The 12,053-nt window shown below is 65.9% G+C and carries 11 protein-coding genes and 1 pseudogene; 5 read left to right on the top strand and 7 right to left on the bottom strand.

Annotation, left to right across the window (positions count from 1 at the left end):
• Positions 1 to 3: 3 nt before the first annotated feature.
• A complete protein-coding gene (locus NXY83_RS02090) occupies positions 4 to 2,385 on the bottom strand; it encodes a phosphoketolase family protein (protein WP_258804470.1) in 2,382 nt (793 codons plus the stop codon).
• A gap of 180 nt (positions 2,386 to 2,565) precedes the next feature.
• On the opposite strand from NXY83_RS02090, the gene NXY83_RS02085 reads away from it, so the two are divergent.
• Positions 2,566 to 3,165 carry a hypothetical protein gene (locus NXY83_RS02085; protein WP_258804469.1) on the top strand — a complete coding sequence of 200 codons (600 nt, stop codon included), beginning with the start codon at positions 2,566 to 2,568 and terminating at the stop codon, positions 3,163 to 3,165.
• Between the two features lie 101 nt (positions 3,166 to 3,266).
• On the opposite strand, the gene NXY83_RS02080 is transcribed toward NXY83_RS02085, so the two are convergent.
• From NXY83_RS02080 to serS, 3 genes are all read right to left on the bottom strand, one after another.
• Positions 3,267 to 3,851 (bottom strand): histidine phosphatase family protein, encoded by a 585-nt coding sequence (locus tag NXY83_RS02080; protein ID WP_258804468.1) that lies wholly within the window; start codon positions 3,849 to 3,851, stop codon positions 3,267 to 3,269.
• A 103-nt stretch (positions 3,852 to 3,954) separates the two neighbouring features.
• Entirely contained in the window at positions 3,955 to 4,815 is an 861-nt protein-coding gene (locus NXY83_RS02075) for an HAD family hydrolase (protein WP_258804467.1), read from the bottom strand.
• Between the two features lie 203 nt (positions 4,816 to 5,018).
• The gene (serS, locus tag NXY83_RS02070; protein ID WP_258804466.1) at positions 5,019 to 6,299 is read right to left on the bottom strand and encodes a serine--tRNA ligase; all 1,281 of its coding nucleotides are present in this window, start codon (positions 6,297 to 6,299) and stop codon (positions 5,019 to 5,021) included.
• A 91-nt stretch (positions 6,300 to 6,390) separates the two neighbouring features.
• On the opposite strand from serS, the gene NXY83_RS02065 reads away from it, so the two are divergent.
• The gene (locus NXY83_RS02065) at positions 6,391 to 7,551 is read left to right on the top strand and encodes a diacylglycerol/lipid kinase family protein (RefSeq protein ID WP_258804465.1); all 1,161 of its coding nucleotides are present in this window, start codon (positions 6,391 to 6,393) and stop codon (positions 7,549 to 7,551) included.
• Here the strand turns inward: NXY83_RS02065 and NXY83_RS02060 are convergent.
• From NXY83_RS02060 to NXY83_RS02050, 3 genes are all read right to left on the bottom strand, one after another.
• Positions 7,511 to 7,717: a hypothetical protein gene (locus tag NXY83_RS02060; protein ID WP_258804464.1), complete on the bottom strand. Its 207-nt coding sequence runs from the start codon at positions 7,715 to 7,717 to the stop codon at positions 7,511 to 7,513. The two genes, NXY83_RS02065 and NXY83_RS02060, sit on opposite strands and share 41 nt — an antisense overlap.
• Before the next feature lie 94 nt (positions 7,718 to 7,811).
• On the bottom strand, positions 7,812 to 8,792 hold the full coding sequence (gene pheA / locus NXY83_RS02055; RefSeq protein ID WP_258804463.1) for a prephenate dehydratase: 981 nt from the start codon (positions 8,790 to 8,792) through the stop codon (positions 7,812 to 7,814).
• Entirely contained in the window at positions 8,792 to 9,118 is a 327-nt protein-coding gene (locus NXY83_RS02050) for a rhodanese-like domain-containing protein (RefSeq protein ID WP_258804462.1), read from the bottom strand. Before NXY83_RS02050 ends, pheA begins: the two co-directional genes overlap by 1 nt.
• A 112-nt stretch (positions 9,119 to 9,230) precedes the next feature.
• Between NXY83_RS02050 and NXY83_RS02045 the strand changes: the two are divergent.
• The 3 genes and pseudogenes from NXY83_RS02045 (at position 9,231) to NXY83_RS20880 (ending at position 12,049) form a co-directional block, all read left to right on the top strand.
• Positions 9,231 to 10,639: pseudogene (locus NXY83_RS02045) on the top strand (amidase).
• A gap of 459 nt (positions 10,640 to 11,098) precedes the next feature.
• On the top strand, positions 11,099 to 11,302 hold the full coding sequence (locus tag NXY83_RS02040; protein ID WP_258804461.1) for a hypothetical protein: 204 nt from the start codon (positions 11,099 to 11,101) through the stop codon (positions 11,300 to 11,302).
• Positions 11,303 to 11,794: 492 nt separating this feature from the next.
• Entirely contained in the window at positions 11,795 to 12,049 is a 255-nt protein-coding gene (locus tag NXY83_RS20880) for a lipopolysaccharide assembly protein LapA domain-containing protein (protein ID WP_309484115.1), read from the top strand.
• Positions 12,050 to 12,053 lie beyond the last annotated feature (4 nt).

The raw sequence follows: 12,053 nt of genomic DNA, 5'->3' as shown, positions 1-12,053 counted from the left end.
TGGCTAGGAAAGCTTCCAGTTCCTGATCTCCTCCGGGTCCTCGCCGTGGGTCCTGGTGTGTTCAAAGACCCGCATGCGCCGGTCCTGGAGGTCCTGGCGGAGGAGTGAGTGCCTCTCCGCCAGCCCCGGAACGCGGTCGATTGCGTCAATTGCCAGCTGGAACCGGTCGATGCCGTTCAGCATGGCCATGTCGAAGGGCGTGGTGGTGGTTCCCTCTTCCTTGTAGCCGCGGACGTGCAGGCCCTCCTGGTTGGTACGGCGGTAGGCCAGCCGATGGATCAGCGCGGGGTAGCCGTGGTAGGCGAAGATGATCGGCTTGTTGGTGGTGAAGATCCCGTCGAAGTCGCCTGCCGGGAGCCCGTGCGGGTGCTCGCTCTGGTCCTGCAGCCGCATCAGGTCCACCACGTTGACTACCCGGACTTTCAGCCCCGGCGCGCCTTTGCGGAGGAGTTCCGCTGCGGCCACGGTTTCCACCGTGGGCACGTCACCGGCGCAGGCCAGCACGACGTCGGGCTCCTCGCCGGGAATCTCGGATCCGGCGAACGTCCAGATCCCCAGCCCGCGGCGGCAGTGGCTCGCGGCGTCCGCTGGTCCCAACCAGGTGGGTGAGGGCTGTTTTCCGCTGACCACGATATTCACGTAATCGGTGGACGCCAGGCAATGCTCCATGACGGACAGCAGGGTGTTGGCATCCGGCGGCAGGTACACCCGGATGACCTCCGCCTTCTTGTTCACGGCATGGTCAATGAACCCCGGGTCCTGGTGCGAGAACCCGTTGTGGTCCTGCTGCCAGACGTGCGAGGACAGCAGATAGTTCAACGAGGCCACGGGCTGGCGCCAGGGCAGCTTTTGGTGCACCTTCAGCCACTTGGCGTGCTGGTTGAACATGGAATCGACAATGTGGATGAAGGCCTCGTAGCAGCTGAAGACGCCGTGCCGGCCGGTGAGGAGGTAGCCTTCCAGCCAGCCCTGGCACAGGTGCTCGCTCAGCACCTCCATGACCCGGCCGGACCGTGCGAGGTGCTCGTCGACGTCGTCAATCCGGTACTGCCACACCTTGTCGGTGACCTCGTAGACGTTCTGCAGCCGGTTCGACGCCGTCTCGTCCGGACCGAAAAGCCGGAACGTTTCCATGTTCAGGGAGATGACGTCCCGCATCCACGAGCCGAGCGTGATCATGGGACTGGTCCGTTCGGTGCCGGGCTGCGCAACCTCGACGGCGTGGTCCCGGTAAGCGGGCAGCTTCAGTGCTCGCCGGAGCAGTCCGCCGTTCGCGTGCGGCGTGGCGCTCATCCGGAAATCGCCCGTGGGGGCAGCGTCGGCGACGTCGGGCCGGAGCCGGCCGTCGCCGTCGAACAGTTCCTCCGGCCGGTAGGACTGCAGCCACTCCTCAAGCTGGTTCAGGTGCCCGCCGTTGGCCCGGACCTCGGACAGCGGGACCTGGTGGCTGCGCCAGGTGCCCTCAACCTGCAGTCCGTCAACGTAGCGCGGCCCTGTCCATCCCTTCGGCGAGCGCAGGACGATCATGGGCCAGCGGGGCGCTCCGTCCTCCCTGGCGTTCCGGTTGTCCGACGGGACCCGGTGCGCGTCCTGGATGGCGCGGATGTCCGCCAGGCACCGGTCCAGCGCCTCGGCGAAATCCCGGTGCGCCTTCTCCGTGCTGTCCGGATTGTCCACGGTGACAAAGTACGGCTCGTGGCCGTAGCCGCGCAGCAGCTGCTCCAGCTGTTGCTCCGGCATGCGCGCCAGGACCGTGGGGTTGGCGATCTTGTAGCCGTTCAGGTGCAGGATGGGCAGCACAGCGCCGTCGGCGGCCGGATCCAGGAAGTTGTGGGAGTGCCAACTGGCGGCCAGCGGTCCCGTCTCCGCCTCTCCGTCGCCAATCACCACGGCGGTCACCAGCTGGGGATTGTCGAACACCGAGCCGTAGGCGTGCGCCAGCGAGTACCCGAGTTCACCGCCCTCGCTGATGGAGCCGGGGCTCTCCGGGGCTGCGTGGCTGGGGATTCCACCGGGGTAGGAGAACTGGCGGAAGAGCTCGGCCATGCCGGCCTCGTCGTTTCCCACGTGGGCATAAATTTCGGAGTAGGTGCCTTCCAGCCAGGCATTGGCGACGACGGCGGGGCCGCCGTGGCCGGGACCGGCCACGAAGAGCATCTCGGTGGAGTCGCGGCGGATCACGCGGTTCAGGTGGGCGTAGACGAAGTTCAGTCCGGGAGTGGTGCCCCAGTGGCCCAGCAGGCGGGACTTGATGTGCTCCGCCTGAAGCGGTTCGCGCAGCAGCGGGTTGGAGCGGAGGTAGATCTGGCCCACCGAAAGGTAGTTGGCTGCCCGCCACCAGCGGTCTACGAGTTCGAGTTCTTCCTGCCCCATGCTGCCGGCCATAACCATCCTCACGTCGGTGCGCCGCCTGGCGGCGGCCGTCCCTCCATCGCAACAGATGGGCCCGGCCGAGGCAACCTTTTGCGCTCGCTTTGCTGCTGGCATGGGTTCCGGCGGCACGTGTTTGACCAGCCGTAACATGGCAGTTCCAGGATTCCTACTACCGGGTAGTGTGTATCCAGAATGTTCACGCTGACAATCAATCAAACGGACAGCCGGCGCGACGGAGACCGGGTGCCGCAGTTGCTCAAGGACCTGCGGCATATCCCCGCGCGCCTGGACTTCGACCGTTCCGTTGAGGATGAAGTCCAGGGCATTGTCGATTGCCCGCACCAGGCGGTGGAGGCAGCATTGATCGCCCTGCGCAGCGGTTCCTGGTACGTGGGGATCGGCGCCGGCCCCGTCAACGAGCCGCTCCCCAACCAGATCAAGGACGCTTCCGGCCACGGACTCGTGTACGCCCGGCGGGCAGTGGACCGGCTCCGCAGCAGCAAGGAGCGGGTTCCGGTGGCCGTCGAAGGTCCCCTGGCGGATATCGCGCACGATGCGGAGGCCGTGCTGCGGCTGCTGGGCCATATTGTCCGTGACCGGTCCGATGCGGAGTGGCGGGTCCTTGACCTGCTGACCCCCGGGGTCCGCGGGCAGCAGAAAGCCGTGGCGCAGGAGCTCGGAATTACCACCCAGGCCGTCAGTAAAGCTGTGGCGCGGGCGCAATGGAACGAGGAACACGCTGCCCGGCCTGCCGCAGCCAGGCTGCTCGCGCTGATCCTTGAGGTCCGCTAAGGCGTTCCCCGCTGCCTTTCAGGGTCCTGCACAGGATCATGGGGATGACGCCGCCCACGGCCAGCAGCGTTCGAGCGGTGCTGAAGGGTTGGGCCTGCGGCCTAGCGTTGTGTCGCAGCCAGAACCGGTTCGCCGTTGAAGTACTCGAGCTGCCAGCCGTCAATCGCATGGTGGTGGGCCAGGTTGAGTACGGCGTTGTCGATGCTCTTCAGGGTGCTCCCCACGGCGCGGCTGAGGCTCACGCGGAGCAGCGTTCCGTGGGCGACGACGAGAAGCTTGCGGCCGCTGAACTCCTCGGCAAGTGCCTCCAAGGCGGCCAGTCCCCTGCCGGCTGCCTCGTCCTCGCTTTCAGCACCGCGGAACCCACCCGGAATGCGCAGGGCATCCAGCTCGGGCCCGTCCTGCATCCCCTCAGCCGGCCCGAAGCTGCGCTCGGTGAGCTCCGGGACGCGGCGCACGTCGTTCAGTCCAAGCCCTTCGGCGATCAGGTCTGCCGTTTCAGCGGCCCGGCTCAAGGGCGAGGACACAATGGCGTCCCATTCGTAGCCGGACAAGACAGCGACGGCGTCGCGCGCCTGGGCCCGGCCGACGTCGTTCAGCGGAATGTCGGTGGACCCCTGCAGCCGGCGCTCGGCGTTCCAGTCAGTCTGGCCATGGCGGATGAGGGCGAAGGTGGTAAGGGTCATGCTTTCCATTCTGCCCGAGGGCGGAAGATGGCCAGGCCGGCCAAAATAACGCAGGCAGCGAGCGCTGCCCACGAAGCTAAAGGAACTAGAGACTCCGCCCCGCTTACAGCAGGCTGCGCAACACGTGGGCGGCGCCGTCGTCGAACACCGAATGGGTGACCTCGTCCGCGGCGGCAATGACTTCCTCCGGGGCCTGGCCCATGGCCACGCCCCGTCCCGCCCAGCCGAGCATCTCGATGTCGTTGCGGCCGTCTCCGACAGCCACCGTCAGGTGCGGTTCAATGCCGAGGCGGCTACGCAGGCTTTCCAGGGCGCTGGCCTTGGTCACGCCGGCAGCGGCGATGTCCAGCCACGCGGTCCAGCCCACCGAGTATGTGACGCCGGCAAGGCCGATCTGCTCGATCGCCTCATTGAACTCCTCCGGAGTGTTTTCGGTGCTGAACACCACTACACGCACGGCTGTGGATTCGAGCATGGTGTGGAAGTCCACACCCACGGCCTCGACGCCGAAGCTTGCGTCCTGGAAGCGTTCCGTGGACAGGAAGTTACCGTCCTCATCTTCCAACGCGTATTTGGCGGACGGAAGCCGTTCCCGGAGGGCCCGAAGGGCAGGAGCGGGGTCGAAGGTGGCCTTATGGAGAACCTCATAGCCGTTTTCGAATTCCGGGTTGAGCCGCAGTGTCACGCCCCCGTTGCAGCACACCGCATAGCCGCGTTCAATCCCGATATTCTCAAGGATGGGCAGCATGGCGTTGAGGGAGCGGCCGGTGGCAATCATGACCTCATGCCCGGCGGCTACTACTGCCTGCGCCGCCTCGCGGACGGCCGGCGACATGTGGCCGTCGTGGTCCACCAGGGTGCCGTCTACATCCAGGGCGACCATGAGCTTCTGGTTTACGTTGTCGTTTTCGATCTCTCGCCGGTCATCGTTGCCGGCGACTGAGGTTTCAGTCAGCGTTGTCATTCACATAGTGAACCAGACGACCCGCACCGGCGCTAGGACGCGCGCCACACAATTGTGGAACACCCGGTAAATCCTGTGTGTCCGCATGCCCCTCCGCGGCTGGGACCACAACGCGAAAATCCCCGTCGCATGGACGACTTCCCTCGGCGTTGCCGGGGAAATTGACCATGTGACGGGGATTTCCTGTATAGCGGTGCAGTAACCTACAGGACCGGGAGGACCTCGAGGCCGCCCAGGTACTTCTGCAGGGCCTTGGGCACGTTGACCGAGCCGTCGGCATTCTGGTGGTGTTCCAGCAGCGCCACGATCCAGCGGGTGGTGGCCAGGGTACCGTTCAGGGTGGCTACGGTCCGGGTGCCCTTGGCGGCCCCGGCCTCATTCACCACACGCTCACGGATGTTCAGGCGGCGGGCCTGGAACGTGGTGCAGTTGGAGGTGGACGTCAGCTCGCGGTAGGCGGCCTGGGTGGGGACCCACGCCTCGCAGTCGTACTTCCGTGCGGCGGAGGTGCCGAGATCGCCTGCGGCGGTGTCGATCACGCGGTAGGGAAGCTCGCACTTGGCCAGCATCTCCTCTTCCCAGGCCAGCAGGCGCTGGTGCTCGGCGGCCGCCTCTTCAACGGTGGTGTAAATGAACATCTCCACCTTGTTGAACTGGTGGACCCTGATGATGCCGCGGGTGTCCTTGCCGTGCGAGCCGGCCTCACGCCGGTAGCAGGAGCTCTGGCCGGCGTACCGGATGGGGCCCTTGGAGAAGTCGAGGATTTCGTCGGCGTGGTACCCGGCGAGGGCAACCTCCGAGGTGCCCACCAGGTAAAGGTCGTCTTCGGCGAGGCGGTAGATCTCGGCGTCGTGCTTTACGTCGAAACCCGTGCCCTGCATGGTCTCCGGACGCACCAGAGTGGGCGTTATCATCGGGACAAACCCCGCCTCAATGGCCTGGTCCATGGCCATCTGGAGCAGGGCCATCTCCAGCCGGGCCCCCACGCCGCGGAGGAAGTAGAAGCGGGCCCCGGACACTTTCGCGCCGCGCTCCATATCGATGGCGCCGATCAGCTCACCGATTTCCAGGTGGTCCTTCGGCTCGAAGTCCGTGAATTCCCGGGGCGTTCCGACGGTCTTGACCACCACGTAGTCGTCCTCGCCGCCTGCGGGAACGCCGTCCTCGATAAGGTTCGGAATAGTGCGCAGGAGTTCTTCCTGCTTCGTCTGCGCGGCATCGGCTTCGGCAGACGCCGCCTTGACGGAGTTGGCCAGTTCCTTGACCTCGGCCAGCAGGGCCTGCTTTTCGTCACCCTTGGCCTGCGCCACTTTTTTGCCGAAAGCATTCTGCTCGGCCCGGAGGTTTTCGAAGCGGATCAGCGCTGCACGGCGGGCGGAATCCGCGGCGATGATCGCGTCCACCACTGATTCGTCGGCGCCGCGGGCGCGCTGGCTGGCACGGAACTTGTCCGGGTTTTCGCTGAGGTCTTTTACGTCGATCACCACATAAGGGTATCCAATACCTTGCAGGACGGCGGGCTGTGCGGGGCGCGCCGGATTTGTCCGCCTTGGGCGGGACTACTGTTGAAGCACCATGAGCGACCTGATTCTCTACCTCCTGATTGCGGTGGCGCTTGCCTTCGCGGTCTCGAGCTGGTGGGGCGTGCGCCGGCTCAAGGCCCTGCACGTCCGCAGCGCGATGGGCGGGGACGCGCAGGATTCCGGGCTCATAGAGCAGCGGGTGGCCGTGATCCTCAACCCGGTCAAGGCACGCTCGGCTGAAGCGAAGGCGACCATCCAGCGCGCCTGCCTGACGGCCGGCTGGGATGAGCCCGTCTTTTTCGAGACAACACTGGAGGACCCCGGCTTCTCCCAGGTGCAGGACGCCCTGGCGCACAAGCCCGACGTCGTCCTGGTGGGCGGCGGCGACGGCACGGTGCGGGTGGTGGCCGAGTCCCTTACCCACACCGGAGTGGCCATGGGTCTGATTCCACTGGGAACGGGCAACCTCCTGGCGAGGAACGTGGACCTGGACGTCAATGACCTGCATGGGAATGTCCGTACAGCGCTCTTTGGGCGGCAGCGCTTCATCGACACTGCCCGGATGGGGATCGAGAACTCCCGCACCGGGCACTCCTCCGAGCATGTTTTCCTGGTGATTGCAGGCATCGGCATGGACGCCGAGGTGCTCGCTGACACGAACGCGGGCCTGAAAAAGGCTGTTGGCTGGCTTGCCTACACAGAGGCGGGCATGCGGCACCTCCCCGGCCGGCGGAAGAAGATATCGATCTCACTGGACGGCAGTCCTGAACAGGTCCGGAACATCCGCAGTGTCCTTTTTGCCAACTGCGGCCTGGTGCCCGGCGGCATTGACTTCATTCCCCAGGCCATGATCGACGACGGCATGCTGGATGTGGTGGTGATGAGCCCCCGCAGCGCCCTGGGGTGGCTGCTGATGTACGTGAAGATCATGTTCAAGCACACCGGAAAATTGCCCGTCATGACCGTATACCGGTCCGGCAGGGTGGTCATCAGGTGCCCGGAACCTATGCCCACCCAGCTCGACGGCGACACATCAGGTGAGGCCACCCGGCTCACAGTCCAGGTGGATCCCCGTTCGCTGCTGATCCGGGTCAAGGGTCAGATCCAGGACGGGCAGGAGCTACTGGGCAGCGCGCAGGCGGATATCCAGGGAGGGCTCCGCACCGGGCTGGTCAGGCGTTGGCTTCCTTCGCAGCCTGGGCTGCGGCCTTAGCGGCAGCGCGGGCCTCGGACTGTTCGCGGATCATGGCCTGCTCCTCTTCGAAGCGCAGGCGGTCAGCCCGGTCTGCATCGTCGCCGTCCCAGTCCTGGTTATCGGCAGTGGGCCGGGGGTTGACGATCATCCCCTGGCCGTCGTTGTCGGTGCTGCTGGTAGTCATGACCCGCTCCCTTCGTTAGGGGCCATCCCCCATGTGGATCAAGCAAGCATACGCATTGTCCACAGCCCCGGGAAGTACCCGAAGCGGCATTTACCTACGCTGTTGGCGAAGTGGCGGAAGCGCTTTCCACGGCCGCGGATTCCGGCCGGAGTATGGAAGCCACCCATGACCTTGCCGCCGCGAATGCCTCGTCCGAAGTGTGCGCTTCCACTGCTGTTCCCTGCATGTCTGCACGGGGATATGAGCCCAGGAAGCGGGTGTTGGGGCTGATGCGGTGCAGGCCGGCGAGGGCATCCGCCACCCGCGCGTCACCTGCGTGGCCGTCGGCGTCAATGCTGAAAAAGTAGTGGCCCAGGTACTGCCCGGTGGGGCGGGATTCGATCCGGCTCAGGTTCACGCCACGGGTGGCGAACTGGTCCAGGATTTCCATGAGGGCGCCCGGGCGGTCTTCCGGGAGTGGAACCACAACCGTGGTCTTGTCCGCGCCCGTCCGCTCCGGCAGTTGGCCCGGGCGGCTGACCAGGATGAAGCGGGTCACCGCGCCGGGGTTGTCGCCGATGTTTTCCGCAAGAACGGACAGGCCGGGCTGCTCCCGGGCCACCAGCGGCGCGCAGATGGCAGCATCGTAGTGGCAGTCATCGTCCAGCAGGCCCATGGCCGAGGCGGCGGTGGAGGAACCGGGGACGTATTCTGCCGCGGGAATGTTGGCGTCCATCCATAGGCGGCACTGCGCCCAGGCGTGACCGTGTGTTGACACCCTCCGCACGCCGGCCAGCCGCACGCCGGGACGGGCCACCAGGACGAAGCTGATGGGCACCAGGACCTCCCGGATGATCCGCAGCTCCTGCCCGCCGGCTATGGCGTCGAGGGTGGCGGTCACGCCGCCCTCCACCGAGTTCTCGATGGGAACCATGGCCGCGTCAGCCGAAGCATCCCGCACAAGGTCCAAGGCAGCGTTGACGTTCGATGCCGGGAGGCGGATGGCCTGCAGCGCGTCCGGCACCTGCAGCAGGGCTGCTTCGGTAAAAGTCCCCTCAGGACCGAGGAAGGCGTAGGTGACGGCGTGGCCGGACATCAGAGGACGATCGGCTTGAGGCCGTTGTCCGAGACGAGGGGTTTGCCGAGCTCCAACCACTGGTCCATGCCGCCGGCCACGTTGATGGCCGTGTATCCCTGGCCGGTCAACCACTGCGCCACACGGAAGGAACGGCCTCCGGTGCGGCAGATGATGTACAGGTCCTCGTCCGGGTCAAGTTCATCCAGTCGCGTTGGAATCTGGTCCATGGGAATGTGGACGGCATCTTCGGCATGGCCGGCCACCCATTCGTAGTCCTCCCGGACGTCCACAATCACGGCGTCGGCGGGGATGTCATGGACGGGAACGGTATCGAAATCACTCATGGGAAGTCCTGTTCGTGGCGGATCGAATTCAGCGTTAAGCCTAGTACTTCCACCCCCGGCAGGTCCGGCCGCCTGGCAAGTTACGCTTTCTAAGGAACCCTGAGGAGGACACATGCCGGCAGAGATTCACGAACTGTCCGCCGTCGCACTGAGGGACGCCCTGCAGAAGGGCGAAGTGTCAGCAAGGGACGCCGCCGCGCACTTCCTGGCCAGGGTGGAGCAGCACAATCCCTTACTGGGCGCATTCGTAACCGTCACGGCAGAGCAGGCTGTCCAGCAGGCGCGCGAGGCAGACGCCCTGCACTCCCGGACTGCGGCCGGCGGGCTCCCCATCCTTCACGGCATGCCGCTGGCCTTCAAGGACCTCACCGACGTGGCCGGCGTTGCGACCACCCACGGCAGTGCGGCCCTGGAGCACAAGCCCGCGCCCGTTGACGGCCCGCTGGTGGCGCTCCTCAGGGAAGCAGGCGTGATCTCCCTGGGAAAGACCCAGGTTCCCGAATTCGGACTGACGGCCTACAGCGAAAACCGCATTGCACCGCCGTCGCGCAATCCCCATGCCCTGAGCAGGAGCTCCGGCGGTTCCTCCGGTGGCAGCGCGGCAGCGGTGGCAGGGGGCCTGCTTCCCTTCGCCCCGGGGACCGACGGCGGCGGCTCGGTCCGCATCCCTGCGGCGGCCTGCGGACTGGTCGGGTTGAAGCCGGGCCGCGGCCTGGTGCCCGCCGGGGAAAGCCAGGGCGACCCCGCCAGGCTGGTGGTGCCCGGTCCCCTGGCCCGCAGCGCCGCCGACGCCGCACTGATGATGGATGCCATGGTGCCCGGGGCAGCATATTTGAAAACCGTGGCCCAGGAGCCACCGCCGCTGCGGATCGGCGTCACCCTGGACAGCCCCTGGTCCAGCACGTTTCCCTTTACCCTGGAGCAGGAGGCCCTGGATGCCCTCGAGGCCGGGGAGAAGCTGCTGAAGCATGCGGGGCACAAGGTCACCGAGCAAGCATCCGCTACGACAACCGGTATCCGGATGCCTTTACTACGGCCTGGACCGCCGGGGTGGGCACTGCAAGGATCAGCCCCCACCGGGAAGCTCTGCTTGCCCCGCTGACCCGCACCTTCCGCCGGCGCGCCCAGCAGCGCAGCCCCGCGAAACTTGCCGAAGCGCTTGGGTTCCTCCGGCGGTTCCAGCAGGACACGGCAGCGCAGTACGCGCAGTGGGACCTGCTGCTGATGCCTGCGCTGGCGCAGACCCCGCGTCCGGTGGGCTGGTTCACCGGGACGGGCCACGGCGATGAACGCTGGCCCTCAACCCAGTGGCCCGGGGATGCCGACGGCGACTACCGGAAACAGTGCGAATACGCGCCCTGGTCCTCCATGGTCAACGTGTGCGGCCTGCCTGCGATCAGCATTCCGGTGCATTGGACCGGTGGCGCACCCGGCCGCGGGCTTCCGATGGGGATCCAGATGGTTGGTCCCGTTGGCTCGGAGGCCCTCCTGCTGCAACTGGCCCATCAGCTGGGCTACTAGCAGGACGCCTGTTGACCGGCCCCTAATACGCCTTTAACCCTCCCGTAACCTGGCGGGCACAGACTTTTTAAGGCGGTACCGCCTTGCATCCTCCATATAGCCCATGCTCGACGAGGAGTTGCCCTGATGAATGCTGAATCCCCAAGCCGTGCCGAAGTCCCTGCTGCCGGGCGGGGTGAAAATGCCCGGCCGGACCTGAGCAATGCCACTGTCCGTGAAGATGTGGCAAAAACCGGCCGTTGTGCGCTGGTGCACCTTCCAACGGGCAGGACCTGCCTCCTTCCACTCCGCCACCAGGGCCCCTGCGATTTTCAAGGCCCCCAGGAGGCCGAAGCCACAGCCGCGGACGTCCCGTAAGCGATCGGGTACCGGACGGTGAAGGTTGGATTGCCTGGGGGTGTCGACTCCTGAACGGATCGGGAGGACGATTAAAGGGCAGTCACTATGAGGAGGTCTGTGATGTGCTATTCATCCAGCAAAGACTTCGGTTGGGGCATCAAGAAGGAAACTGAGCGCCAGCCTGAAGCCAAGCAGGAGACCCCGGTGGAGACCCGGGAGGAGCAGGTCAAGGCACAGGATTACACGTTCTGGGCCTTCCCCAACTGGCGCAGGACGCCAAGGCCCCGCACGCCCTCCGCCGAACAAAGCAAGGAAAGGGTCTGACCCCGCCCCGGTATGGCACAGGGTCGAAATCCAGGGAAGGGCCTCCCCCGGGGCCCTTCCGCTGTGTTGGGACGCGGGCGCCGCCGACTGGGCGTGGACACATGCCTGGAAGGTCAGGTCCTACGTCCTGTCGAGGGTGCACTTGCCGAAGGATCCTCACCGCCCCGGACGGCACCATTATCAGATGGACAGTTGTGGGGACCGAAAGCGGGTGAAGTAACGACGGCGGGCGCGGGCAGGCATACCGGACCGCCAGCACAACTGGCATGGCGTTGTGCAAGCCGGAAGCCTGCCGCTAAGGTGGGATCATAAGCATGCTTAGCATCCTGGAAGGGGACGTGAATGAATGCTGGTAAGTACACGCCTGGGCCTGAGGGGCAGCCGGAACCCGGCAACAGTGGGACTTCACGAGCTGACCGTACAGGGACCCCGAAGACGCGGCCCACAGACTCCGCCCCCGCCGCTGCGCCCGCATCAGCCGATGAGCCGAAGGTGACGCGTGCCGGCGTGGTCTGGGCCGCTGTTGTGGCGTCCCTGGTCCTGCTGATCCTGTTGATCGTCTTTATCCTGCAGAACCAGGACCAGGTGCTGGTGCAGTTCATGGGATTCGAAGGAGCCTTACCGCTGGGCATGGCGCTGTTTATCGCCAGCGTGACGGGCGGAGTCCTGGTGGCCGCGGCCGGCGGCGCACGCATCCTTCAGCTCCGTGCCAACGCACGCCGCGCGCGGGCACCAAAGCGACGGTAATGGA

Source organism: Pseudarthrobacter sp. NS4 (genome assembly GCF_024758005.1).
Classification (GTDB): domain Bacteria; phylum Actinomycetota; class Actinomycetes; order Actinomycetales; family Micrococcaceae; genus Arthrobacter.
The sequence above is the reverse complement of the archived record's forward strand: the minus strand, read 5'-3'. Positions and strand labels throughout refer to the sequence as shown.